Origin of the sequence: Candidatus Centipeda massiliensis, from assembly GCF_900290285.1 — a bacterium.
Taxonomy (GTDB): Bacteria; Bacillota; Negativicutes; order Selenomonadales; family Selenomonadaceae; genus Centipeda; species Centipeda massiliensis.
In genome coordinates this window covers 56,024-82,954 of sequence record NZ_LT985756.1, presented here as the reverse complement: position 1 = coordinate 82,954, position 26,931 = coordinate 56,024, and the positions used below count along the sequence as shown (strand labels likewise).

Below are 26,931 nucleotides of genomic sequence, written 5' to 3'. Positions count from 1 at the left end.
AGACTTGTGCTATGCAGGATGGGGTAGATATGCAACTTGTATTACTTTCCGGCGGCGCGGGCAAGCGTCTGTGGCCGCTCTCCAATGATTTATATTCTAAGCAATTTCTTCGTCTTTTGAAACGACAAGACGGAACACACGAATCGATGATTCAGCGTGTCTTCCGTCAGGTGCAGAGTGTTGCGGCAGATGTGCCGATTACAGTTGCAACGGGGCGGGAGCAAACATCTCTGATTCGGCGGCAGCTTGGCGCAGGGGTAAATATTTCTATCGAGCCATGCCGACGCGATACGTTTCCGGCAATTGCTTTGGTTTCTGCCTATCTGCATGAAGTTCGTGGTGTTCCTATCGATGAGGCTGTGGCGATTTGTCCTGCCGATCCTTATGTCGATGAGGGATATTTTCGTGCCGTTGTGCAGTTGCTCGAGGAAGCTGAACGGGAAGGTTCTGCGCATCTTGTCTTGATGGGCATCGAGCCGACGTATCCGAGTGAGAAGTATGGCTATATTATGCCTGTGTCTCAGGAATCACAAAGCAAGGTGCAGGAGTTCAAAGAAAAACCGAATAAAGAAACCGCTGAGAAATACATTGCGCAAGGGGCGCTGTGGAACAGCGGTGTTTTTGCGTTCAAACTTGGCTATGCACTTGATAAAGCCCGTGAACTGCTTGGCTATGCGGACTACGAGGATTTGTTCAATCGTTATGAGGATCTGACCAAAATCAGCTTTGACTATGCGGTTGTTGAAAAGGAATCCAGTATTGTTGTGCAGCGTTATAGTGGAACTTGGCTCGATATAGGAACGTGGAATACGCTTGCCGAGGTGATGCCGGAGCATACGATCGGTCGCGTTACAATGGACGAAACTTGCAGGAATTCTCATGTTGTAAATACATTGCCGATGCCCGTTCTTTGTATGGGGCTGAAGGATGTCGTCGTCGCAGCGAGTCCGGAGGGCATCCTCATCGCGGACAAGACCCGCTCAAGTGCGATGAAGCCCTATGCGGAGCGTCTGCATACGCCCGTGATGTACGCGGAAAAATCATGGGGAGAGTTCCGCATCATCGATGCGGAAACGGAGAGTCTCACGATTAAGATCACGCTCAGTCCGGGGCGTTCTCTGACCTATCACCTGCACGAGCGACGAGATGAGGCGTGGACGGTGATCGAGGGGCGCGGCTGGGTAAAACTCGATGGCAATGAGTTCGCTGTTGCCGAGGGGCAGACGGTACGTATTCCGCGCGGCTCGTTCCATACGATACGAGCGGAAACGCTGTTGAAGGTAATGGAGATCCAGACGGGTGAGGAGATTGATGTGGAGGATAAGATTGTGTGGGGAGGGTGACGGAATGGTACGGTCTATGCAGGAAAATGGGGTTGGTTTATAGAATTGTTGACTTATGGAGTCGGGGCTTTCGCTGCTTACTGATGCGTACAGTGGGAAGGCGCGGGATTCTTTTAAGATAACTGAATAAGCTGTATAACTAACTGAGTCGAACGTGAATATTATGACTATAGAGGAAGCAAATGGGTAATATCTCAAGCCCCCTTTTGAAATGAATTCGTACAGATTCCCAGAAGAAGGGCGCACTTAACGCAACTTCCTCCAGAAAGTCAGATGCTGCTTTGTTTACAAAACATACTATACTAAGGGGGAAATCGAATGATAAAGAAATTTTACTCTAAGAATTTCCGTAATGTGAATATACCGAATTTGACGTTTGATCGCATCAATCTTCTGATTGGCGGAAATAACTCTGGGAAGACAAATTTTATTCGCGCATTGACATTTCTTTCAGACATGTTGCGGAATTCGCGAATTGTAGACGGAAATACAGCTTTCTTAGATGCGGTTCAGCGGCATGGATGGGATCATATGCGAAAGAAGGATGTAAACAGAGGAGATCCTATTGAATTATCTTGGCTGTTTGAATTGGATGGAGAGAGTTTTGAATATAGATTTTCTTTCCAAGTTGGTGATAAGCCAGATGATTGCAATATTACTTTGGAACGACTGAATTCTGCGGAAAAAAGTGATTATTACAGCAACCCCTTTAATTTCTTTTCGTGTCATGATAGTAAGTCTGGGCAAGGCGTTGTCTCATCTGCAATGGAACGGGGACAGACAAATAAGCGTATGAGTTTTTCTGTCAACCCCCAAGAAACAATCATCGCTCAAATCAAGGACATACTCTTGGATTCTGAGGAATTTTATCAAGAGGATCGAACAAGCCTCGGGATATCAAAAAAATTGAATAAGATAAAAAGTTACTTTGAACATATTGGCGTTTATTCTACGAGTCGGTTTTCCTCTGAAAAAATTTCACTTCCTGCTCCTGTGAGAAGTACAGACTCGTTGCTTTGTGCAGATGCATCGAATTTTGTCAGTGTGTTTAATACGTATAATGTAGAGAAGGGAATTCACTGGAAAAAAATCTTTCAAAAAAAGGCAAGGGAATTGATTCATGATCTTGAATCTATTGAGATAGTCAATGCTTATGAGAAGATGATTTTTCGCCTAGGAAATAATGGGGGTGAGTTCGATCTGGAGGATATCTCAGAAGGCACGATCAAAGCCCTTGTATTGAATTTGTTGATTAATATGCCGAAGAGAGACGATTATTCTCTTTTAGCGATTGATGAGCCGGAAATGAATCTCCATCCTGCATGGCAAAAGGTAGTTGCGAATTGGATGCAAGAAACCGATACATTTCAACAGATTTTTATCAGTACGCATTCTCCTGATTTTTTGGATGGATTTACGGAAGGATTTAAGGCAGGCGACGTTTCTGTATTCGTTTTTTCAGAGAGGAATCCCACGAAAAAGATTTTGTATGAGGACATCAAAGAAGATTTGGGAGATTGGGAGTTGGGGGATTTGTACCGAACTAATGATCCCGCATTAGGTGGGTGGCCGTGGTGATTCAGGTGGCATGTTTTTTTACTTGCGGCTACACAGAAGCTGGGACAATGCAGTTGTTTTTGAAGAAAATCAATAACGCATGCGATTTCGTTCAATGCCTTCCGAACAAAACGAGAAAAAGAAAAGGGGAATCGAAAAGTATCCGAAATGAATACAACGGCCTTTCAGGCAAGGCTCTGCTGGAACGGGTTTGTACTATCCTTAGGAAATATAGGAATGAAGCAGACATCAGCTGTTGCCAGGCTGTTTTGATTGAAGATGACTTGGATGGACGTTTTCATGATTGTGCCGATGGTGAAGTGAATGCGTATAGGGAGGGCGCTATCCGTAGAATCCATGCGTGTCTGGGAAGGAACGTACCTGTCATTTTTCTGTATGCCTCCCCGGAGATTGAAGCGTGGTTTCTGGCAGATTGGGAAAAGAGTTTCCAGTATGTATATGAAAACAAGCGATTTGTAGAGGATCTTTCCATGACTGAAAGGAGAAGATTTCTCCATCATTTAAGGCAGTTCATTTTTAGCAATCTTTTAGGTGATTATAGAGATGATCTTGAAACCTATGGTTGGGTCGAAAATAAATATGTCAAATTGAGCGATCAGTTGCAAGACGCGGTGAGCAGTGTGGCTCTCCAACAGGCAGCAGGTATTCAATCACGGCATCTATATTATTCTAAAAAGAGGCATGGCGAAATTATGCTAAGAGAAATTCGCCCTAGTATAGTTGCTGAGAAATGCAGGCGATATTTTTTGCAAGGCTATGAGACGTTGCGAAACCTTTGAGAAAAATGACCTTTCACTGTTTGCTGTGTGGGTAACACTTGAAAATCCGTATCTCTTTCGGTGAAATTGTATCCATGACATAGAATGAGAAAGATGGAATTGCTCATGGATTCTGCAAACTTGTTTGTTGTTGTTTTGAACATCCCCGAATCCTGGTGTATATATCGAGCGGGGTTCAAACCATCGAAAGAATCCCCATGGAAATTCACATCTGCAACTAATGCTATTCTGGAAGGGATGAACAGTGAAGTGGGAAGTTGTAAAAGGTTAATTGCAATAGCAAATCGGACAGTTTCCCAATTTGGCTCTACTCCCGAAGTAGTGGAAATGGTATAATCGACTATGGTGATGAAAAATGGTCGAGAATTTTGACAAGATGCTCGCAGGATCACTGCGGCTAGAGGCTCCATGGTATATCATAGGCGCAGAATTTAACGAGGAAGAGCCGGCAATCCATATACATGTGGGCATAGACAAGGCGGCTGCGCTGTGCTGTCCTGTCTGCGGTGCGCCGACCAAACGGTACGGCTACGAGCCGAAGGAACGTATCTGGCGTCATGCGGACTGCCTGTTTTATCCCTGTTATGTCCACTGCAAGCGTCCCCGTGTTCTCTGCGATAAATGCGGCACAGTGCAGGTCAATGCGCCGTTTGAGCGCAAGAACAGTCGCTTTACCCTGCTGTTCGAAGGCTACGCCATGCTGCTCCTGCAAGACGTTCCTCGTGCCAGAGCCTCCCGTCTGCTTCGCTGTGACGAAAAGTCGCTCGCCGCTATCCTTACGTATTGGGTGCATGACGCGGTAAATCGTATGGATCTTTCCGATACCTGCTCCATCGCCATGGATGAGACATCCTTTCGTCATGGGCACAAATACGTCACCGTCGCCGTCGACGCAGTAAAGCGCCGTGTCTTCGACGTCGAACCCGGTCGCGACAAAACGGCGGTCAAAAACGTGGGCGAAAAACTGGAGAGGAACGGTGGCAACACGAAGAGCGTCAATTCTGTCACCAGCGACATGTCCGCAAGCTACCTGTCCGCCGTCCGGGAAGTGTTTCCGAACGCCAAGCAGACCATCGACAAATTTCATGTCAAACAGGTGCTGCTCAAAGCCTTGGATGCGGTGCGTAAGGATGAGCAAAAAGAGTCCGGCCGGAAAAAGGAGCTGTTTCTGCGCCGCAAACTGTTCATGGTGTCGCAAGGGCGCATGACCGACAAGCAACGGACAATGGTAGCGGAACTTTCCAAGCAGTACAAGAAGACGGGGCGTGCCTTTCGGATTGTCCGGTCTCTGGATGACTTCTATGCGTCGACCTCCATGGTGGAGGCGCAGGAGCGACTGGACAAGCTGTATTCATGGATGCGACGCTGTCGACTGAAACCGATGAAGGATGCTGCCTTGACGCTCAGGAATCACAGCAAGGAAATACTGAACTATTTTCATACGCGCCTGACGAACGCGATTTGCGAAGGAATCAACGCAATGATTCAAGCGGCGAAGCGCAAGGCAAGAGGTTTTCATAGCTTTGAAGGCTATGCCGCAATGATCTACTTGGTCGCAGGAAAATTGGAATTGGCCACGCCTGTTCTGTTCTGAAAATAGCTTTTCCACTAATTTTGGAGTAGAGCCAAAATCAAGCTGTCGGTTTATATGGCATATGGCTTTCGCAATTATTGATAACATGCTTGATATGATCATGCTCCGCTGTTCTGATATCGATGTTCGTTTGCCATGGGAATATGTGGCGCCTGAGGAGATGGGATTTTACCCACACATTCTGATGATGTCTCGTGCTTTCGATGGGGGGATAAATTCTGATGGGGAAGAAAAGGCAGCAACACTATGTTTTTCAAGGGTATTTACAGGCGTGGGCAGATAACAAAAAACAGATTGTTTGTTTAAGGGAGAGACGGTCACCTTTCAAAACTCATATCAAGAATGTTGCTCAAGAACGAGATTTCTATAAAATAGAACGGTGGAATGAAGATGAAGTCCAATTTTATAAAAGATGGATTTCTAAATATCCGTCACGGAAACAAGCGCTTCTGTTAGAACATTTAGCGTTGTATCAACTACCATATAAGAATGAAAGTTTGCTTGATAGATTCTCCAAGATAATAGAGATCTATACTGATTTAAATGAAGAAATATTGGATGCCTTTAACAAAATGAAGCTTTTGATTGATGAGCAAAAAATCAATACGGTCGAAGATTTTCATAATGATATCGAAGGACAGGCAATGTTGTGGTTAAATGCACTGAGAAATAAAGAAAAATCCTTTTATACTCAGGAAGACAAATCTGATTTTATTAATTATCTATGTATCCAGTATTTTCGAACGAGGAAGATAAAAGATGGGCTTATTAATACTCTAGAAAAAGCAAAAAAAGACCCTAAATGGTCTACATTAAATATCTCTCCGGAAAATATTCATGCAGAGCATCTTGTCCATATGTTTACATGGGAATTTCAGTCTGCTTGTACGGATTATCTATTGGATCAAGATACCCATATGACACTCCTTATAAATTCATCAAAACAAAATTTTTTAACTTCAGACCAGCCTGTTATTAATCTAAAAGCCAATCACTCGGTTGGTGAGGATATAAAGGAACTAGTCTTTTATTATCCGATATCACCTCGAGTTGCAATCACGGTTAATGATAGAGATATAGAAGATGAAATGCTTGTTGAAGAAGCTCTCGTTCATGATTATAATAATAAACTTATCACTGCTTCTTATCAGAACCTTTATTCATTGAATGAAGAAGATTTTAATCATTATTTTTGTGGGAATAATATAAAAACATCATAGAACCCATTATCGCTTTTATAAAATATGAATGTTATAGACCTGATGGGAGTGTTTGTTAAGAGTCGTTGGAGGGAATTATGGACTATCGTACAATCGTATTTCCGGAAAACAGTTTATTCCTTGTCACGGGCGGCGCAGGCTTTATCGGATCTAACCTAGCCGAAGCCCTGCTCAATATGGGGCACAGAGTTCGTGTGCTGGACAATCTGTCGACGGGATATGCGAAAAATATCGCGGGATTTCGGGACAATCCGAACTTCGAGTTTATCGAGGGGGATATCCGAGATGCGACGCTTTGTCATCGTGTATGCGAGGGTGTGGACTACGTGCTGCATCAGGCGGCGGCGGTGAGTGTGCCTGAGAGCATTGAGCGGCCGGTGGAGTACACGCTGACGAATATTGTGGGCACGGTGAATATGATGGATGCGGCGGCGAAAAACGGGGTGAAGAAGTTCACCTACGCATCCAGTGCTGCGGTCTATGGCGATGATGAGACGATGCCGAAGCGCGAGGAAATCGTTGGCAATCGGCTCTCGACGTATGCGGTGACGAAGTTTGTTGCCGAGGAGTATGCCTATCAGTACACGATGCACTATGGTCTGGACTGCTACGGAATGCGCTATTTCAATGTCTATGGACGGCGGCAGGATCCGAACGGTGCATACGCGGCGGTGATTCCAAAGTTCATCGAGTGCTTGCTCCGCGATGAGCCGCCGACGATCAACGGGGATGGGGAGCAGTCGCGCGATTTCGTCTATGTTGAGGATGTTGTGCAGGCGAATCTCCTTGCGTGTGTTGCGCCGCATGAGGTGGCGGGCGAGGCGTATAATGTCGCGGCGGGCAAGCGCTCAAGTCTCAACGAGATGTATGCTGTGCTCAGTGAACTGTTCGAGAAGGATCTGAAGCCGATCTATGGGCCGGAGCGCAAGGGCGATATTCGTCACAGTGGGGCGGACATCTCGAAGATTCGCAAGAATCTCGGCTATGCACCGGAGTATGATTTCGAGAAGGGAATCAAGGAAGCGATCCAGTGGTATAAGGAAAATCTGTAATATATAGAACGGCATCGTCGTGATCATATATATATATATGCGATCATGGTGATGCCGTTTGTGGATGAAAAAGATTATGCTATGGAAGATTTTTGGTGAAGGACTGTTGACTGAAAAGAGTATGTGCTTTTATGCGTTTTTCGGGGATAATATCCGTTAAATGTGATGATCAATACAAGGAGATATCGAAATGTCACCGAAGCGTTTTGACCAATTTTATTTTACTGATGATGGACAAATATGTTCTGTGGATGATGTTGCTGAATATGCAGACCGGTACAGTGGAAAAATCGGAAAATATGAAGGAAAAATGTATTGCCCAGAATGCCGGCAGGCACAGTTGACTTTTGTTCATAAGACTTCCATAAAAAAAGCGCACCTTCGGCGTATACCAAGTTCATTCCATCAAAATAATTGTTCCTATAACTACGAATATGCTTTGCCCGATTGCGTGAAACAGTATTTTTCTTTGATGACGGAAAATGAAATAGACGATAAGCTGAATAGTATTCTTTATATGTTATGCAGGGAAAAGCAAAGTGCTGTAAAGCCGTACTCAAAAGATGGTGCGACCGAGAAAACGAATCCTATGTGTGTTATGGAGAATACGAGGGGAGGCAAGACAATACGATGTTTACGGCGTAAGAGTCTCAATGCGGGAGGAGAAGGAATCCGAAAAGAAAAGACGGATGAAATATTTGTTTTTTATGGAAAGGTGAAACTCCATGTTGAAAAGCGATATGGAAATAATGGAGCGTTGTATTACTTGTTGCAGATTTTTGCCGAACAGAGAGGTGGCGGGATAATACAAACGAGAACCTGTCGTTATAAAATAAGAGATGTGATCGACGAAGAATGTCTTTATGATATTGCGATGATCGGTACTCTTAATTTTAAGTATCCTCCATTTAGCGTGGATTTGCTTAGACCTAGTGCGATAAAGTTCTGTAAGAATGATGAGTGAGAATATCCGAATCCGACGGATTCGGGGATGAGGATATTCTTTTCTGGAAGGCTTCATATACATAGAGTAGTGGGGAGCAGCAAGATGGATGCGAAAAGTATACGTGAAAGGTGTCTTTCCTATATTGATGAATGGGATTCTAATCCTGAATATGCGATTCTATTGACAGGAGCGTGGGGATGTGGAAAAACCTACTTTGTACAAAATCTATTGAAAGAGCAAAATAAGGAAACTCCTAAATTAGCATGGTACATTAGTTTGTTTGGCGTGCAAAACAGCGTTGATATCGATGCAAGGCTGTTTGAGGCTGCACATCCTATAATTGGTGATGTAGAAAAACAGGAATACTTTGCCGTTGCTTTTAATGTATTACGTGAATTGCAAGAGCAAGTTGAACAGCTAAACAAAAACAAAATCCATAGTGACGTCCCGTGCTATAATGGTTCTGCAACAAAACATCAGCAAAGGAGCAATCACTATGGATTACCCCCATTCTACCACAACGGAGGCCATTCGTAAATCGGGAAAGCACCTTACCCTTGATGAAAGAGGGCAAATACAGGCACTTCACCGTGAGGGATTCTCGCTTCGCGCCATAGCCGCACGGATTGGATGCTCGCATACAACGATCCACTATGAGATTACACGTGGGACGCCTGAACGCCGATCTGCTCGCGGGCGGTCTCCGCAATATACGGCAAAACGAGGGCAGCAGGCTTACCTCGCGCATAGAAAGAACTCCAAACGACCATACAAGGTTGACGGCGAGGTCTGTGCGCCATTCCTGCGTTGGATGACCGAAAAAATACGCAAGGACAAGTGGTCGATCGATATGTGCGTCGGGGATGCCAGGGCGAACAAACGGTTCGACGAGGAAGGCATCCCATGCACCAAGACGCTTTACAATATGCTGTGGGCGGGCAGGATTCCGCTGACGCTGTTCGATGTCCCGCAAGCGCTCGGGCGCAAGCGCAAGCGCTTGCAAAACCGCAAGAACAAGCGCCTGAAAGGGCGCAGCATAGAGGATCGACCTGCCCTTGTGGACGAAGGCACGGAAATCGGACACTGGGAAGCCGACACCGTTGTCGGGTCGCGGAAAGGACGCGGCGCAGCCGTATTTACCGCTGTGGAAAAGGTGACACAGGACTACATCGCAATCCGCATTTCGGGGCGCACGTGTGCCGGTATCGAAGAAGCCATCGCTCATTTGAAAGCGGAATATGGAGAGGCACGTTTCAGCCAGGTGTTCAAGACGATTACCGTTGACAACGGGACAGAGTTCGAGACGTTCACGCAGCTTGAGAGCCTCGGCACGAAGGTGTACTTCGCTCACCCCTACAGCTCATGGGAACGCCCGCAGAACGAGCGTCACAACGGCATCCTCCGCCAATATATCCCAAAAGGAACGGACATCGACGGATACAGTGACGAGGACATCCTGAACATAGCGGATGAGATAAACAGCCGCCCTCGTCGAACTCTCGGCTATCAAACACCGGCAGAACTGTTTAGCACTTTCTTGGATGAAGTATACACTATTGAAAATGTTTCTTAATTAACTTGCTGTTCAACTTGCTCTTGCAATTCACGATCAGTTTTTATTGCAGACTGCTCCATGTCACAAGACAGGGATTTTATCAGTATCTGGTGAGCAAAGACCGCCCCTGGAAATATCAGGAACTTGCCGATGCCATGATGCAGATCCATGCAGAGGATGAATGCAACGATACCTACGGAAGAATCCGCATGTATCAGGCACTCAAGATCAAGCAGCCAGAAGGCATCCATGTTCCGAGTGAACGCACCGTTTACCGCATTATGGAAGAGATCGGCTTGAGTCATCGTCCCAATCATAAGCCGAACGGTATCACAAAAGTAGATCGGCAGGCACAGATGTCGGAGGATCTCCTGCACCGTGATTTTCATGCCGACACACCGCTTTCCAAGTGTGTCACTGACCTGACAGAGATTCCAGCGTGTGACGGAAAACTCTATATTTCAGCACTCTTTGACTGCTATGACGCCGGCGTGCTCGGACTTTCTGTGGATACGAATATGAGGGCTTCTCTGTGTGTGCAGATGCTTGATAACGCCATGATTTCCTACCCGATGCTCAGGGGAGCAATCCTGCACTCGGATCGCGGCAGCCAGTACACGAGTCAGCTGTATCGGGAGGCAATCCAACACTATGGAATCCGTCAAAGTATGAACAGTGCCGGTGGACGCTGTCATGATAACGCGCGTTGTGAGAGCATGTGGGCACGCATGAAATCGGAGCTTCTCTATGGACGCTATGACACAAAGAAAATGACAACGGAAGAGTTGAAGGTTCTGGTTTGGTGATACTTCATGAGCTATTGGAACAACCGCCGAATTTGTTCAACAAACGGTGGGCTTCCTCCGATGGTGAAGCGTCGACAGTTCTATGACTCCATTGCCGCGACTGCTTAAGCATTCGTTTCCTTGTGAGAAATTTGTCAACTGTTCTTGACAATATCAATAAACTCAGCGTGAAAGAGTACGAAGACCCTTTTAAGGGGAGCAGGTAGTACCACCGCCCTTTTAAGGGCAGTGACGAGTCAAGGGCAATAAGGCTTGAACAAAGTGAAAGCCAGCGCCTTTAGACGCTGGCCGGTATTATCCCCTTATAGGGGCGTGCAAACCACCCGTTTGACGGGTGGTCATGATTAGGTCTTACTTTTTTTGCTACGTTTTTGGGGAAATGACTTCGTGTAACAGCCCCCTACAAGGTTATTTTTCGCTGGTTTCATGCCAGTCCTCGTTAACAGACCTTAATTGAAGTTCTGACGAGGAGTAAATGCTTGTGGTAGATGGGGCAGTTGTTGATGCACCGGGTATATCTACTTGATGAGGGGGAAGATCCTGAGTTACTTGTTGAAAAGATAGTGCAAAATCATCCGGCTGTTTTTCGAAATCCATAGAATCACCTCCTTTTCATGTATTATACACCAAAGAATAGAAGTTTGACTAGTGTAAAAACATATGATATGACTGTGGCTATAACGCTTCCGTAGGATAAACGACACCCATAATTAAAGTGCAGGGCTTTTAGTTCGTTTGATTCACGATATATATGACAGGCATTTGAAAGCAGATTGACATAATTCTGCATGATGTATGTGTTCTTTTTTTGGTAAAATTCCTTTGAAATATCTATTGGAAGACGTTTATACTTGGCGACAGAAATTGTTTTTATAAAAAAATGAATCGCTGTAAGAAAACCTGTTACCGCCAGAAAGAGTGATACACCAGATAATACGATGAGTATAGCCTCTCCAAAGGGGAGTGTTGCGGTGAGTTCTATCTGAAAGACTGTGATTTGTGACATAAGGAATACTAAAATTGTTCCAATGAAACCAATAAATATGCCGCTTCGTGTATCAAAAGATCGCGCTCTCGTCGTCTCGTAATCATATTCTTTGATTGTCATATTTAGTATGGTTGTAGCTGTGGCTTCCTGTGCATCGATTACTTGTTTTTCGATATGGTTTTTATAGATGAATTGTTCTTTTGTCATAATACTGTACGTTACCTCCCTTTGTGAATATATCAAATAATTATATCGTTAGATCCTGTTTGGGGTGAAAACTTGCTATCCCCTCCTCCGTCACAATCGCCGTAATCAGTTCATGCTCCGTAACATCAAACGCGGGATTATAAACCTTCACACCCTCGGGCGCCATGCGCTCGCTGTACCACATTTCGGTGACTTCCTTTGCGGGGCGCTGTTCGATGTGGATGTCGGCGCCTGTTGGGGTGGAGAGGTCGATGGTGGAGGTGGGGGCACAGACGTAGAAGGGGATGCCGTAATGTTTGGCGAGGATGGCGACTCCGGAGGTGCCGATCTTGTTGGCGACGTCGCCGTTGGCGGCGACGCGGTCACAGCCGACGAATACGGCGTCGATCCAGCCGTTTTTCATGACGGTGGCCGCCATGTTGTCGCATATTAGGGTGACGTCCATGCCGGCGGCGCTGAGTTCGTAGGCGGTGAGACGTGCGCCCTGCAGGAGGGGGCGCGTTTCGTCGGCGTAGATTTTGAAGTTGTAGCCTTTTTTGTGTCCGAGGTACATGACGGCGGTTGCGGTGCCGTATTTGGCGGTGGCAAGCTGTCCGGCGTTGCAGTGGGTGAGGAGTCCATATCCGGGCTTTACGAGGGTGAGCGCGTGCTCGCCTATTTTTTTGCAGATGTCGATGTCCTCCTGCTTGATGCGCAGAGCTTCGTCACGTAGGAGTGTGCGGATCTCGGGGATGGATTTCCCGTGGTTGTTCTTGACGATACTCTCCATGCGGTTCAGCGCCCATGAGAGGTTGACGGCGGTGGGGCGGGAGGAGTTGAGGAAGTCGGCGGCTGCGTGGAAGCGACGTGAAAAATCGTTGTAGTCGTTGGTGTCGATCTCAAGTGCGGCGAGGTAGATGCCGATGGCGGCGGCGTCACCGATGGCAGGGGCACCGCGCACTTGGAGGTCGCGGATTGCCGTCCAGATCTCGCCCTGCGTTTTGAGATGGAGGTATTCGGCGCGGTTCGGGAGTTTGGTCTGGTCGATGATGACGAGGGCGCGCGCCTCTTCGTCGAGGGTGAGGGTTTCCATGTCGAGGATGTTGGTGTTCATTGTGAGCCTCTTTTTCTAAAATAGATGTGCCCCCACAACCGCAAGCGGTCCCCCTCCCCCGTCATACGGGGGAGGCTAAGAAAAGCGGCGGGAAAGCTGCTGTTGCTAAACCGCCGGATATTTCCACTTTGCCAGCTCGTCCGCCGGGATTGTCTCGGGTTCGCGTCCGAGAACGGTGAGGCAGCGGTAGTAGATGTCGGCGAGTTCTTCGACGTAGCTTGCCTTGAGCAGGGCTTCCTTGAGGCTCTCCGCGACGGCGACAACGCCGTGTGCCTGCATGAGAGCCACGTCGGAGAGGGCGAGGGGCGCGAGGACGTTTTCGGCGGCTGCGCGTGTGCCGGGGCGGCCGTATGGAGCGACGGGGACATAGCCCTCTTTGCAGCCGAGGATGGAAAGCTCGTAGACGATGGCGGGGATCTTTTTGTTCATGACGGCGAATGCGGTCGCCGCGCGCGAATGTGTATGCGCGACGGCAAGAACGTCGCTGCGGCTCCGATAGATTGCCGTGTGCATCATGAGTTCACTGGTCGGTTTTCGATCATGCAGTGATTCAATCGTATGACCGTCCATATCGATGACGACGATATCCTCTGCGGTCATCTCCGCGCGATCCATCGCCGTCGGCGTGATACATATAAGACCGCTCACTGTGTCGCGCACACTGAAATTTCCGGAGCGGTGGCGGCACAGTCCCGCGCGATCCGCTTCAAGTGCATGGCGGCGCACGTCTTCTTTGATTTCTTCGAGCATGATGTTCCTCCTTGCTGCGCGTATACTCGTATTTTACCGAAGATTTACGCGGTATGGCAAGGAGTTTTTGTATTTAAGATAAAATTATTGTAGGAAAAATGCCCGATGAAAGATAAAAAGTTTGACTTTTATTGGGAATGGTTTATAATATAAATCGTATGAAGAGCGCGGCGACAAAAGGTTCGCGGTGCTAATGTTTTGGGACTCAACAGGGGGTATTTCAATGGCAGTAAAAGTTGCTATCAATGGTTTTGGCCGTATCGGTCGTCTCGCCTTCCGTCAGATGTTTGATGCGCCCGGTTATGAGGTCGTTGCGATCAACGATCTGACGAGCCCGAAGATGCTCGCTCATCTCCTGAAGTATGACTCCACGCAGGGTCGTTATAAGTATGCGGATTCGGTTGAGGCCGGCGAGGACTCCATCACGGTCAACGGCAAGAAGATCAACATCTATGCCCAGGCAGATGCTGCGCAGATCCCTTGGGGCAAGCACGATGTCGATGTTGTGCTTGAGTGCACGGGTTTCTACACGGCAAAGGCAAAGGCTGAGGCGCATCTGAAGGCGGGCGCAAAGAAGGTCGTCATCTCCGCTCCTGCGGGCAAAGATCTTCCGACGGTTGTGTTCAACGTCAACCACAAGACGCTGACGAAGGAAGACAAGGTCATCTCGGCGGCATCCTGCACGACGAACTGCCTTGCACCGATGGCAAAGGCACTCAACGATCTCGCTCCGATCAAGAGCGGCATCATGACGACGATCCACGCCTACACGGGCGACCAGATGGTACTTGACGGTCCGCAGCGCAAGGGCGATCTGCGCCGCAGCCGCGCCGCAGCGATCAACATCGTTCCGAACTCGACGGGCGCTGCAAAGGCGATTGGTCTCGTCATCCCCGAGCTGAACGGCAAGCTCATCGGCTCGGCGCAGCGTGTTCCAACCCCGACGGGTTCCACGACGCTCCTCTATGCAGTGGTCGAGGGCAAGGTCACGGTCGATCAGGTCAACGAACAGATGAAGAAGGAAGCGACGGAGTCGTTCGGGTACAACACGGACGAGATCGTCTCCAGCGACATCATCGGCACGACGTACGGCTCGATCTTCGACGCGACGCAGACGATGGTCAGCGACACGGGCGACGGCAACACGCTCGTCCAGGTGGTCTCCTGGTACGACAACGAGAACAGCTACACGAGCCAGATGGTTCGCACGATCAAGTACTTCGCGGAGCTCGGCTGAGACAAGTAAACAGAGATATACGGGACACGGATCGGAGTTGCTAGCGCTCTGATTCGGTTACCGTGTGCATACGATCTTTCACGAGGTCCGGCCGACGTTTGGGCCGAACCTCGTTTTTATTAGGGAAGCGCTGATCCGTTCAGCGATTCCCTTCTGGAGGGGACAATATGAACAAAAAGACAATGATGCACATTGATCCGCACGGGAAAAAGGTATTCGTCCGTGTGGACTTCAACGTGCCGATGGACGAGAACCAGCACATCACGAATGACACGCGCATCCGTGCGACGCTCCCGACGATTCAGCACCTCCTGAATGCGGGCGCTGCGGTCATCCTCGCGTGCCATGTTGGCCGTCCGACGGAGGCGCGGGAGCCGCAGTTCTCGACGCGTCCGATTGTGGCGCGTCTGGAGGAGTGCCTCGGTCAGCCGGTAAAGTGGGCATCGGACTGCGTGGGCCCCGAGGCGGAGAAGGCTGCTGCCGATCTGAAGCCGGGTGAGGTGCTGCTCCTTGAGAATCTGCGCTATCACAAGGCGGAGAAGAAGAACGATCCGGAGTTTGCAAAGCAGCTTGCATCGCTCGCGGATATCGCGGTGGACGATGCGTTCGGTGTCGCACATCGTGCCCATGCCTCGAACGTCGGGATTACGAAATATCTTGAGACGGTCGCGGGCTTCCTCATGGAGAAGGAGATCAACTACATCGGCAAGACGCTTGAGAGTCCGAAGCGTCCGTTTGTCGCCATCATCGGCGGCGCAAAGGTTTCGGACAAGATCGGCGTGATCGAGAACATGATCGACAAGGTGGACACGATCATCATCGGCGGCGGCATGGCGCACACCTTTGACGCGTCGAAGGGCTACGCCGTCGGCGACTCCCTCTGCGAGCGCGACAAGATCGACCTCGCGAAGGAGCTGCTCGAAAAGGCAGCAAAGAAGGGCGTGAAGGTCGTCCTGCCCGTCGATCTCGTCATCGCGGACAAGTTTGCGGCGGACGCGAATACGAAGATCGTCGATGTGGACAAGGTTCCCGATGGCTGGCAGGCGCTTGACAGCGGTCCGAAGACCTCCGAGGAGTATGTGAATGCTCTCAAGGGTGCAAAGACGGTGATCTGGAACGGTCCGATGGGAGTGTTCGAGTTCGACGCGTTTGCAAAGGGCACAGAGGCGGTTGCGCGTGCGGTTGCACAGGCGACGAAGGAAGGTGCGGTCTCGATTGTCGGCGGCGGCGACTCCATCGCGGCGCTGAAGAAGACGGGGCTGTCCGAGAAGATCTCGCACATCTCGACGGGCGGCGGTGCGACGCTTGAACTGCTTGAGGGCAAGGTGCTGCCGGGCATCGCGGCACTCGCGGACGAGTAAAAAGAACGATAGAGGAGAACATATATATGGCAAGAACACCGATTATTGCAGGCAACTGGAAGATGAACAACACGGTCGCGGCGGGTGTCGCGCTCGTCAAGGAACTCGCGCCACTCGTCAAGGATGCAAAGGCGACGGTCGTCGTCTGCCCGACGGCGACGGCACTTGCGGGCGTGACCGAGGCGGTCAAGGGCTCGAACATTGCCGTCGGCGCACAGAACGTGCACTGGGAGAAGAGCGGAGCCTACACGGGCGAGATCTCGACGGATATGCTGACGGAGCTTGGCGTCTCCTACTGCGTGCTCGGCCACAGCGAGCGCCGCGACTACTTCGGCGAGACGAACGAGGGCGTGAACAAGCGCGCTCATGCGGCGTATGCAGCGGGCATCACACCGATCATCTGCTGCGGTGAGTCGCTTGAGATCCGCGAAGCGGGCACATATCTCGCCTACGTTGCGTATCAGATTGAGGCGGCGCTCGCGGGCTTTGCGGCGTCGGACGTGGCGAAGCTCGTCATTGCTTATGAGCCGATCTGGGCGATTGGCACGGGCAAGACCGCGACATTCGATCAGGCAGAGGAGGTCTGTGCACACATCCGCAAGACCATCGAGGCGAAGTACGGCGCAGCAGCAGCCGAGGGCGTACGCATCCAGTACGGCGGCAGCGTCAAGCCGGCGACGATTGCGGGGCTCATGGAGAAGCCGAACGTCGACGGTGCACTCGTTGGCGGCGCAGCACTCAAGGCGAAGGATTTCGCGGCGATTGTCAACTTCTGATTTTCCCCAAGATACATAAATGAACTTAGGTTGGCGCGGATTCTTTGCAGAGGCAGAGAATCTGCGCCTCCTGAGTATTGAGCGAAAGCTCTTAGAAAGAATCAAATATTATGGCAAAGCTTAAGAACGCCCCTGTGGCACTCATCATCATGGATGGCTTCGGCAACGGCGACCCGAATGATATGAAATACAACGCCATCGCCATGGCGAATACGCCAGTCATCGACGGGCTGAAGAAAAAATACAAATACAATCAGATCAACGCCTCCGGCGAGTACGTCGGACTGCCGCACGGGCAGATGGGCAACTCCGAGGTCGGTCACACAAACATCGGCGCAGGGCGCATTGTCTATCAGCAGCTCACGCGCATCACGCGCGATATCAAGAACGGCGACTTCTTCAAGAACGAGGCGCTGCTCACGATTGTACGCGGCGTGAAGGAGCGCGGCGCCGCCCTGCACGTCATGGGACTGGTCTCGCCGGGCGGCGTGCACAGCCATGACGATCACCTCTTCGGCGTGCTCGAACTCGCGAAGCGCGAGGGGCTGACCGAGGTCTGGATCCACGCATTCCTCGATGGGCGCGACGTGCCGCCCAAGAGCGCGACGGAGTATCTTGCGGCGGTCGAGAAAAAGGCGGCGGAGATCGGTGTCGGCAAGATCGCAACGGTCAGCGGCCGCTACTATGCGATGGATCGCGACCACCGCTGGGAGCGCGAGCAGCTCGCCTACGAGGCGATTGCGCACGCAAAGGCGAAGTCGACGGCAAAGACGGCGGTCGACGGCGTGCTTGCCTCATACGCCGATACGAGCGAGAAGCCCGAGGGCGTGACGGATGAGTTCGTCGTCCCGTTCGTGGTCGAGGGATATCCCGGCATGAAGAACGGCGACGGGGCGATCTTCTACAACTTCCGTCCTGACCGTGCGCGCCAGCTCACACACGCATTCGTCGATGAGAAGTTTGACGGCTTCCAGCGTGACGAGTCGCTGAAGATCCCATTTGCGACGTTTTCGCAGTACGAGGCGGGGATGAACGCGCTCGTGGCGTTCCCACCCGAGGAGATCGACAACACGTTCGGTCAGTACGTGCAGGATCTCGGCTACACGCAGCTGCGCATCGCCGAGACGGAGAAGTACGCACACGTCACATTCTTTTTCAACGGCGGCGTCGAGGAGCCGTACAAGGGCGAGGATCGCATCCTCGTGCACTCCCCGAAGGTTGCGACCTACGATCTGCAGCCCGAGATGAGCGCGATTGAGGTCACGGACAAGGTGGTCGAGGCGATCAAGTCGAAGAAGTACGACTTCATCATCCTCAACTATGCGAATTGCGACATGGTCGGGCATACGGGGGTTGTCCCTGCGGTTGTGAAGGCTGTTGAGACCGTCGACACCTGCGTCGGGCGCTTCGTCGATGCCATCCACGAGGTCGGCGGCGAGGTCTGCATCACGGCGGATCACGGCAACGCGGACAAGATGTGGGACTACGAGACGAACCAGCCGTTCACGAAACACACGACGAACCCCGTGCCGTTCATCGTGGTCTCTGACCGCGTGAAGGAAGTGCACACGGGCGCGCTCTGCGACATCGCGCCGACGCTTCTGACGCTCGCAGGTCTGCCGATTCCGAAGGAAATGACGGGCAAGCCGCTCGTAACGCTTGCGTAAAAAGAAGTCAGACAGTCAGATAGATTGGGGGCTGCTGCATGACGTTTTCGCTTCGTGCAGCAGCCCCCGTTTTGTTGGAAAAATTTAATGAGAGAAGGAAAAAAAGGGGGAACGGCGAATAAAAACGTATGCAGTATGTTTATCTGGTGACAGCTGATCTGTCGCCTTTGTGTGCGCGGGGATTGAACATGCCCCTGACAGGAGCCGCCGCGCATGGGGGAAAGGAGAGAATATTTTGCAGGAACAAGGGCAAAAGAAGGGAAGGGGTATCGGCTTTCAGCTGAACGCGATCACGCTCGTCGGGATTGTCGTGATGGTGACGATCCTCGTTTCATTCGTCGGCTACCGCGCGTACGATGAACTCCTCACCGTGGGGACGCAGGCGAAGTACAACGAGCTGGGGGACAAGATCCGTCCGGTGATCAACCGCTATGCCTCGGTCAAACAGTCGGGGGAGGGGCTGCGTCAGCGCATCTACACGATGATGCAGGCACCGCCGGAGGCACGCAGCCGTGAGGCACTGAACAAGAACCTTGCGGATCTGATTCAGTCCAACAGTAACCTTGTGGGCGTGGGGGTGGTCTTTGAACCGAATGCCTTTGACGGCAACGACGCCGCACATACGAGTGACCCGCTCTCGGACAGCACAGGACGCATGATTTCCTACGTGAGTCGTGAGGGCAGCGGTATAGAGTTCGAGCCGAGCACGGACTACGAGTCTTCGGCATGGTATACGGAGCCAAAGCGTACGTCGAAGCTTACGCTGACGAATCCATACTATGAGGAGATTGGCGGAGAGAAGACTCTCGTGGTGTCGCTCGCCGTTCCTCTGATCCAGGATGGACACTTTGTCGGTGCGATCTCCCTTGACTTTGACATGGAGCAGATCCAGAAGGACTTCGAGAAGGCGAGTACGCCCGACAACATCTACCTCATGATTGATAATGCGGGACGCCTCGTGGCGCATGGGACGAGTCCCGACTCCATCATGAAGGACGCGTTCCAGCTGATGGGTTCGACGGAGCAGGATAAGAAGGAGATCTTCACGGACGGTCCGTACAGCCTGACGAATGTGTCGCCGACCACGGGCAAGGAGTCGGTCTACGTCTTCTACGCGCTCTACTACGACGGCATTGATACGCCGTGGGCGATCTTCTCCATCACGGACAAGGATAAATTTGTCGGTACGGCACGCGAGATGGTAATCTTCTCCGTCGTCCTTGCCGTGATCTGTAGCGTGGTGCTCGTCATCGCACTCGCAATGTTCATTCAGCGGCGCCTGATCGTTCCCATTGGGGATGTGACGGGGATTTTGACGCGTTTTTCCGATCTCGATCTGGATCACGAGAAGGGAAAGCATGCAGCGATCTATCTGGATCGTGCTGATGAGATCGGTGCGATGGTTCGCTCACTCGGGCGCATGGCGAACAGTCTGCGCGAGATCATCGGCAAGATCAACGGTGTCTCCCAGTCTGTTGCGGCAACGAGTGAGGAGCTGACGGCGACGGCGCAGAACACGGCGCACTCGGCGGAGACGGTGCGCAAGGGCATCCACGACATCGCCGAGAGTGCACGCGTGCAGGTTGCGGACACGCAGGATGCTGTCAATCATACAGACGAGATTCTCCATCTGCTCGATGACAACCGCAAGGTCATGGACGAGATGAACGAGGCGACGGCGAATATCCAAAAGCGCCAGACCGAGGGCGCGGAGATCCTCGCCGACCTTATGAAGAAGTCCGCCGAGACTGCCAATGCCACACAGGAGGTCTCGCGTGTGGTCGAGGAGACGAATGAGCGTGCGGAGCGCATCGAAGAGGCGAGCGCGATGATTCAGTCCATCTCCGAGCAGACGAACCTCCTCGCACTCAACGCTGCCATCGAGGCGGCGCGTGCGGGCGAGGCGGGACGTGGATTCGCCGTTGTCGCCGAGGAGATCCGCAAGCTTGCCGAGCAGTCGCGCGGCTTTACGGATGAGATCAACGGCATCATCGGCGAGCTCAAGACGAAGTCGCAGCAGGCGGTCGATACGATGGAGGTCTCCAAGAAGCTTGTCGAGGAGAGCAACGTCAACCTCGAGCGGACGCAGCGTCGCTTTGAGATGATCGCCAAGGCGGTCGAAGGGGCGAACAGCGTTGTGACGAAGCTGAACGAATCCTCCGAGAAGCTGACGGAGAAGAACAAGGCAATCGCTGCCGTCAGCAACAAGCTGATGGATATGGCAAAGGAGAACGATGCGACGACGGACGAGGCGGAAGCCGCCGTCGATACGCAGACACAGGCACTCGCGGACATCGCCGAGGCGAGCGAGAGCCTTGCCCAGATCGCAACCGATCTGCAGAATGAGGTCGCACGCTTCCGCGTTTAATAGACGCGAAGAATGGAGTGGGAATACAGGTGGAGCCCATTGACTTCACCTGCATTCCCTTTTTCTGTATTGACCATGGAAATAATATTTTCCTGCGGCAGGAGAAGAGCCGTTTGCGGCGAATAATATACCATTAAATATGAATCTATTTACAGCGACAGTCGGGCTGTTGTCTTTGTGTGCGCGATTTGTGGGATAGGATACATGGCATCAAACGCGCACGGGAAAGGAGAGGATGTTTTGCAGGAACAAGGGCAGAAACGGGGACGGGGGATCGGATTCCAACTCAATATGATTACGCTTGTGGGCGTGGTCGTCATGGTGACGATTCTGATGTCGTTCGTTGGCTATCGTGCTTATGATGAACTGCTTGAGATGGGCACACGCGCACAGTACAACGAGCTTGAGGGGCGGTCAAAGGCGGTTGTCAGCCGCTATGAGTCCGTGCAGCAGTCGGGCGAGGATGTACGTCAGCGCATCTATACCTATATGAAGCAGCAGCCACCGGAGGCACGCAGCCGCGCCGCGCTGAACGAGATGCTTGCCGATGCGGTTGCGTCCAATGACAACCTTGTCGGCGTTGGCGTAGTCTTTGAGCCGAATGCCTTCGACGGTCAGGATGCAGCGCACGCCGGCGATCCTCTGTCGGATGAGACGGGACGCACGATGCCCTATGCGAGTCGTGAGGGAAACGCGGTAGAGTTTGAGGGCTGCACGGGCTATGAGACGGCGACGTGGTATCAGAAGCCGAAGTCCACATCGAAGCTGGTTCTCTCAGAGGCGTACTATGACGAGGTAGCGGGCAAGAAATCTCTGCTCGTCTCCATCGGTATGCCGATCGTCGTGGATGGGCATTTCATCGGTGCGCTTTCTCTCGATTTTGATGTGAGCCAGATTCAGGAGGACTTTGCAAAGGCAAGCTCATCCGATAACACCTATCTTCTCATCGACAATGAAGGCGATCTCGTGGCACACGGCACGAGTCCCGAGTCGATCATGAAGAATGCGTTCACGATCATGCAGTCGACTGAGGAAGAAAAGAAGGAGATCTATTCGGCGACTGGGTTCAGCAAGGCGCAGTATTCGACGACGACGGGGAAGGACTCGGTCTACGTCTTCCATTCCATTCACTTCCAAGGGACAGATACGCCGTGGGCAATCTTCTCCATCACGGATCAGGATAAGTTTACCGGCGCAGCGCGCGAGATGGTGATCTTCTCCGTCGTGCTTGCCGTGATCTGTACTGTGGTGCTCGTCATCGCTCTTGCGGCGTTTATCCAGCGGCGCCTGATCGTTCCCATCGGGGATGTGTCAGATACGCTTGCTCGCTTCGCGGATCTCGATCTGGATCCTGGGAAGGGGGCGAAGGTGCGTGAGCATCAGTATCGCACGGATGAAATCGGTGCGATGGTCAGCTCTCTTGCACGTATGGCGAACAGTCTGCGCGGGATCATCGGCAAGATCAACGGCGCCTCCCAGTCCGTTGCAGCAACGAGTGAGGAGCTGACGGCGACGGCGCAGAACACGGCGCACTCGGCGGAGACGGTGCGCGCGGGCATCCACGACATCGCCGAGAGTGCGCGCGTGCAGGTTGCGGACACGCAGGACGCGGTCAAGCATACGGATGAAATCCTCGAAATGCTCGATGACAACCGCAAGGTCATGACGGAGATGAACGAGGCGACGGAGAACATCCATAAGCGCCAGACCGAGGGCGCGGAGATCCTTACCGACCTCATGAAGAAGTCTGCGGAGACCGCCAATGCCACACAGGAGGTTTCGCGTGTGGTCGAGGAGACGAATCAGCGTGCGGAGCGCATCGAAGAGGCGAGCGCGATGATTCAGTCCATCTCCGAGCAGACGAACCTCCTCGCGCTCAACGCTGCCATCGAGGCGGCGCGTGCGGGTGAGGCGGGACGCGGATTCGCGGTCGTCGCCGAGGAGATCCGCAAGCTCGCGGAGCAGTCGCGCGGCTTTACGGACGAGATCAACGGCATCATCGGCGAGCTGAAGATGAAGTCCCAGCAGGCAGTCGATACGATGGAGGTCTCGAAGAAGCTCGTTGAGGAGAGTAACGTCAACCTCGAGCGTACGCAGCGTCGCTTTGAGATGATCGCCGAGGCGGTTGATGGAGCGAACAGCGTCGTGACGAAGCTGAACACATCGGCGGAGAAGCTGACGGAGAAGAACAAGGCGATTGCCGCCGTCAGCAAGAAGCTGATGGATATGGCAAAAGAGAACGATGTGACGACGGATGAGTCAGAGGCCGCCGTCGACACGCAGACGCAGGCACTCGGGGACATCGCCGAGGCGAGCGAGAGCCTTGCCCAGATCGCAACCGATCTGCAGAACGAGATATCACGCTTCCACGTTTGATTGTTGACACAAGAGAATATAGCACAAAAGCCCTGCCGCAGGAATGCGGCAGGGCTTTTATGCTGCCTTACTATCGCAGCAGGAAGAACAGTGCGGGATAGACGAGAAAGAAGAACGCGATGCTCGTGGTGAGGAAGCCGGAGATCGTGTAGTCGACGTTGAGGTGATAGAGTTTTGCCGCCGTGACGGAGTTGATTGCACCCGGCGTGACGGAGAAGACGAGAATCGCGCCGAGGAGGACGGGGTCGCGGACGAAGGGATAGCTGACTGCCATCATGAATGCGGGCAGGATGAGGAAGCGCAGCGCGAAGAGGTCAAGGGTGTACGGTGCATAGCGCCGCGCGCGGTGCAGGTTGACGAGCGCTCCGACGGGAAGCATTCCGAACCATGCACCGAAGTGGATCAGTCCCTCGAACGCCGTACCGACGGCGGGCGGACGCTCCACCCCCGCCGCATTGAGTGCGAGCCCCACAGCCATGCCGAGGATACTGAGCTGATTCCATGAGAGGAAGATGTCCGCGAAGCGGATATGGATTTTGCCGCCGCGTCCGTGATTCTTGTGTTGGAGGTAATAGTACTGCGCTATGGGGAATACCGCGAGCACAAGCAGCAGCGTCTGAAAGATGCCCATGATCTGCGCGTAGGCAAAGCCCTGCTCGCCGTAGATGATGTAGGCACAGACACCGCCGAGGGTGGTGATGTTGGACATCATCGCGTTCGCGAGATACGCGCCGCGATCGAGGGGACTGTGATATTTTCGGATGAAGAATGCCCAGCCGATCAGCCCCGGAAAGAGGACAATGAGCACCCCATAGATCGGGATGAGGGCGAGATCCCACGAGATCGGCAGCGTCCAGCAGCTCATGAGGGCGAGCAGGGTATAGATAATGATGACGTTCAGGCGCAGAATGCGGCTGATGAGGGCATCGGAGATCTTGCCGTGCCGATAGAGGAGGTAGCCGACGATGAGCGGCGCGAGCAGATCGGTAAAGAGGTAGAGGATACGCAAATTGGAATTGTCCATGGGAAACGCTTCTTTCTATTCGAAACAGAAAAAATGTCACAGGGAATAGGATGGTGAGATATAGCACCGTTGTCACAAGAAAAACGGCAATGGTGCAGTCGACATTGAGATGATAGAGCCGCGCGGCAAGCGTGGCATTGATCGCCGCCGGAACGCTCGCGAAGATAACGAGCGTGTTCTGTATGATCGGGTCACTGATGAACAGGCGTGCTGTGAAGTCAGATCGGTAAATAGATAGATGAGCCGTGCATTGATTTCATCCATAAGATGCCCCCGCTTTCGGTGATGGATAGAAGATGTTGTTCATCCTAGCACAAGTCGCTGGCATTGTAAACTGCAGCAGAAAAATTCCAAATGTGCTTCCGGACGGACAACGTATCTCTTTCATGTAAGATGTTATCACTTTCTGCAAATCTGTTGCGTACGATTCTTTTAGATAGTATATTTTAGATGAGATAAAAATAAAATTTTCTATCAATATACAATCCGTATAGAATCATCCGACGCGCAGATGTCTCGAAAGGAAGGAAATGATCGTGGCAAAGGAAATGAATCACTCCTATTATGTTCGTCTTCTCATCGGACTCGGTGCTCTTTGCTGTCTTATGGGGGACGGACAGGCGGCGCTTGCCGCACCGCCCCCCGATGCGAATATGGTTGCAGGGCAGGATGCGGGCGCACAGCTCAGCCGCATGGAGCGCGAGCAGCAGCGCCGTGAACAGCAGGAGCGGCTGGATGCGGGGGCGCAGGAGGGGCTGGATACGCCGCCCGTCACGCAGACGGAGGAAGAGGGGACGCTGCACTTCGTTCTGCATGGCGTGACCTTTGACCGGAGCGCGATTTTCACGGCGGAGGAACTGGATGCCTTTGCCGCAGATCTTCTCGAAAAGGATGTTACCATCAGCGATCTCTATACGCTTGTCGCACGGATCAACGAGGCGTATGAGGCGCGCGGACGGCTGACCTGCCGTGCCGTGCTCGCGCCGCAGACCATCAGCGGCGGCGTCCTGCACATCACGTTGATCGAGGGGCGCACGGGCGCGGTTACGGTGGAGGGCAACCGCCGCACGGCGCAGTCCTTCCTCGAATACCGCCTCGGCATCAAGCGCGGGGAGATCCCGGACTTCAACGAATTGAACCGAAACCTCCTGCGCTGGAACGCGAGCTATGACGCGCCGCTGCGCGTGCGTATGGCGGCGGGCAAGGAGGAGGGCACGACGGACTATGTGCTTGAGATCGCCGAACCGCGCAGCGAGACGCTTGCCCTCTATGCGGACAATATGGGCAGCATCTCGACGGGGCGCGAGCGCTTCGGACTCATCTATACGAACCGCAGCCTCACCAAGAGCCGTGATCGCCTCACGCTCATGACGCTCGATGCGCGCGGGATGAAATCCTTCCTCGGCAGCTATCAGGTGCCGCTCGGACGCGACGGCTCGACCATGCGCATCGGCTGCAGTGCGAATGCGACGCGCATTGTCAAAGGACCACTCGAACCCCTGAATGTGCGCGGACATTCGACGGGCGTGAACATCGGCTTCAACATCCCGCTCTACGTCACGCGCACGCGCAAGACGGAGCTGTATGCGGGCTATGGATATACACACGCACAGACGGATTTTTCGGGGAATCACTGGATTGACGATAGGACGAACGGCTATAACATCTCCGTGACACAGACGCTCTACGGGCGAAAATCCGCACTCCTCCTGACGAACGGCATACGCGCGGGAGCGTGTGAGAACATCGCCCATGAGGAAACGCGGTTCAGCATGTATCAGGGGAACGTCTTCTACCAGACGCGCACGCACGGCAATCAGATGATTACGGCGCGGCTGGACGGACAGGTTGCCTTTGCACACTACATTCCAAGCGCGGAGCGGTTCTACATCGGCGGCGCACAGACGGTGCGCGGCTACGAGGAGTCCTTTTTGGGCGGCGACAGCGGCTATGCGGCGAGCATCGAGTACGCCTTTCCCATGCTGCCCAAAAGCTGTGCCTACGGATTTCTGTTTTACGACTGCGGCGCGGTCTACGGGGACAGCGCGTTTGACGATCATATACTGTCCGCATGGGGGCTGGGCATACGGACGGCGGCAAGCGAGCCGGTCTACGCACAGCTTACCGTCGGATTCCCACTGCGCAAGCAACTTAATGATACGAATACAAAGGGCGCACGGCTGCACTTCAGCCTGAACGCAACGCTATAGT

At 52.3% G+C, this 26,931-nt stretch carries 21 protein-coding genes and 1 pseudogene; 17 read left to right on the top strand and 5 right to left on the bottom strand.

Translation table 11 applies throughout. The features are described from left to right. The first annotated feature begins 29 nt into the window (after positions 1–29). From C8273_RS08860 to C8273_RS08810, 10 genes and pseudogenes are all read left to right on the top strand, one after another. Positions 30–1,343: a sugar phosphate nucleotidyltransferase gene (locus C8273_RS08860; RefSeq protein WP_106627369.1), complete on the top strand. Its 1,314-nt coding sequence runs from the start codon at positions 30–32 to the stop codon at positions 1,341–1,343. Positions 1,344–1,661: 318 nt separating this feature from the next. Continuing rightward, positions 1,662–2,921: an AAA family ATPase gene (locus C8273_RS08855; protein WP_106627368.1), complete on the top strand. Its 1,260-nt coding sequence runs from the start codon at positions 1,662–1,664 to the stop codon at positions 2,919–2,921. Beyond that, positions 2,915–3,700, top strand: coding sequence for a hypothetical protein (locus C8273_RS08850; RefSeq protein ID WP_106627367.1), 786 nt, complete (start codon positions 2,915–2,917; stop codon positions 3,698–3,700). Before C8273_RS08855 ends, C8273_RS08850 begins: the two co-directional genes overlap by 7 nt. A 355-nt stretch (positions 3,701–4,055) precedes the next feature. Further along, positions 4,056–5,294: an ISL3 family transposase gene (locus C8273_RS13225; protein WP_159060757.1), complete on the top strand. Its 1,239-nt coding sequence runs from the start codon at positions 4,056–4,058 to the stop codon at positions 5,292–5,294. Between the two features lie 221 nt (positions 5,295–5,515). Next, complete coding sequence (locus C8273_RS08835) at positions 5,516–6,514, top strand: DUF4238 domain-containing protein (RefSeq protein ID WP_106627366.1); 999 nt, start codon at positions 5,516–5,518, stop codon at positions 6,512–6,514. A 77-nt stretch (positions 6,515–6,591) separates the two neighbouring features. Further along, on the top strand, positions 6,592–7,566 hold the full coding sequence (locus tag C8273_RS08830; RefSeq protein ID WP_106627365.1) for an SDR family oxidoreductase: 975 nt from the start codon (positions 6,592–6,594) through the stop codon (positions 7,564–7,566). A 190-nt stretch (positions 7,567–7,756) separates the two neighbouring features. Then, complete coding sequence (locus C8273_RS08825; protein ID WP_106627364.1) at positions 7,757–8,530, top strand: hypothetical protein; 774 nt, start codon at positions 7,757–7,759, stop codon at positions 8,528–8,530. Between the two features lie 84 nt (positions 8,531–8,614). Then, positions 8,615–9,049, top strand: a complete 435-nt coding sequence (locus C8273_RS08820; RefSeq protein WP_159060756.1) for a P-loop NTPase fold protein — start codon at positions 8,615–8,617, stop codon at positions 9,047–9,049. Beyond that, entirely contained in the window at positions 9,009–10,085 is a 1,077-nt protein-coding gene (locus tag C8273_RS08815) for an IS30 family transposase (RefSeq protein ID WP_106627362.1), read from the top strand. Before C8273_RS08820 ends, C8273_RS08815 begins: the two co-directional genes overlap by 41 nt. After that, a pseudogene (locus tag C8273_RS08810) lies at positions 10,085–10,981 on the top strand (IS3 family transposase). The gene C8273_RS08815 and the pseudogene C8273_RS08810 overlap by 1 nt, the downstream one beginning before the upstream one ends. Before the next feature lie 300 nt (positions 10,982–11,281). Here C8273_RS08810 and C8273_RS12650 read toward each other — a convergent pair. The 4 genes from C8273_RS12650 to C8273_RS08790 form a co-directional block, all read right to left on the bottom strand. Further along, positions 11,282–11,470, bottom strand: coding sequence for a hypothetical protein (locus C8273_RS12650; RefSeq protein ID WP_159060755.1), 189 nt, complete (start codon positions 11,468–11,470; stop codon positions 11,282–11,284). A 22-nt stretch (positions 11,471–11,492) separates the two neighbouring features. Further along, the gene (locus tag C8273_RS08800; RefSeq protein WP_106627361.1) at positions 11,493–12,068 is read right to left on the bottom strand and encodes a hypothetical protein; all 576 of its coding nucleotides are present in this window, start codon (positions 12,066–12,068) and stop codon (positions 11,493–11,495) included. Positions 12,069–12,108: 40 nt separating this feature from the next. After that, on the bottom strand, positions 12,109–13,161 hold the full coding sequence (mtnA, locus tag C8273_RS08795) for an S-methyl-5-thioribose-1-phosphate isomerase (RefSeq protein ID WP_106627360.1): 1,053 nt from the start codon (positions 13,159–13,161) through the stop codon (positions 12,109–12,111). A gap of 105 nt (positions 13,162–13,266) precedes the next feature. Then, entirely contained in the window at positions 13,267–13,911 is a 645-nt protein-coding gene (locus C8273_RS08790) for a class II aldolase/adducin family protein (protein ID WP_106627359.1), read from the bottom strand. Positions 13,912–14,134: 223 nt separating this feature from the next. On the opposite strand from C8273_RS08790, the gene gap reads away from it, so the two are divergent. The 6 genes from gap (at position 14,135) to C8273_RS08760 (ending at position 23,696) form a co-directional block, all read left to right on the top strand. Then, positions 14,135–15,148, top strand: coding sequence for a type I glyceraldehyde-3-phosphate dehydrogenase (gene gap, locus C8273_RS08785; RefSeq protein ID WP_106627358.1), 1,014 nt, complete (start codon positions 14,135–14,137; stop codon positions 15,146–15,148). A gap of 167 nt (positions 15,149–15,315) precedes the next feature. Next, complete coding sequence (locus tag C8273_RS08780; RefSeq protein WP_106627357.1) at positions 15,316–16,509, top strand: phosphoglycerate kinase; 1,194 nt, start codon at positions 15,316–15,318, stop codon at positions 16,507–16,509. A gap of 26 nt (positions 16,510–16,535) precedes the next feature. Beyond that, positions 16,536–17,285 (top strand): triose-phosphate isomerase, encoded by a 750-nt coding sequence (gene tpiA, locus C8273_RS08775; protein ID WP_106627356.1) that lies wholly within the window; start codon positions 16,536–16,538, stop codon positions 17,283–17,285. A gap of 110 nt (positions 17,286–17,395) precedes the next feature. Further along, positions 17,396–18,952: a 2,3-bisphosphoglycerate-independent phosphoglycerate mutase gene (gene gpmI / locus C8273_RS08770; protein ID WP_106627355.1), complete on the top strand. Its 1,557-nt coding sequence runs from the start codon at positions 17,396–17,398 to the stop codon at positions 18,950–18,952. A 235-nt stretch (positions 18,953–19,187) separates the two neighbouring features. Further along, a complete protein-coding gene (locus tag C8273_RS08765; RefSeq protein ID WP_199821059.1) occupies positions 19,188–21,320 on the top strand; it encodes a methyl-accepting chemotaxis protein in 2,133 nt (710 codons plus the stop codon). A 291-nt stretch (positions 21,321–21,611) separates the two neighbouring features. Then, positions 21,612–23,696: a methyl-accepting chemotaxis protein gene (locus C8273_RS08760; RefSeq protein WP_456114842.1), complete on the top strand. Its 2,085-nt coding sequence runs from the start codon at positions 21,612–21,614 to the stop codon at positions 23,694–23,696. Between the two features lie 70 nt (positions 23,697–23,766). On the opposite strand, the gene C8273_RS08755 is transcribed toward C8273_RS08760, so the two are convergent. Further along, positions 23,767–24,720, bottom strand: coding sequence for an AEC family transporter (locus C8273_RS08755; RefSeq protein ID WP_106627353.1), 954 nt, complete (start codon positions 24,718–24,720; stop codon positions 23,767–23,769). A gap of 536 nt (positions 24,721–25,256) precedes the next feature. Here C8273_RS08755 and C8273_RS08745 point away from each other — a divergent pair. Beyond that, positions 25,257–26,930, top strand: coding sequence for a ShlB/FhaC/HecB family hemolysin secretion/activation protein (locus C8273_RS08745; RefSeq protein WP_159060754.1), 1,674 nt, complete (start codon positions 25,257–25,259; stop codon positions 26,928–26,930). Position 26,931: the final 1 nt, after the last annotated feature.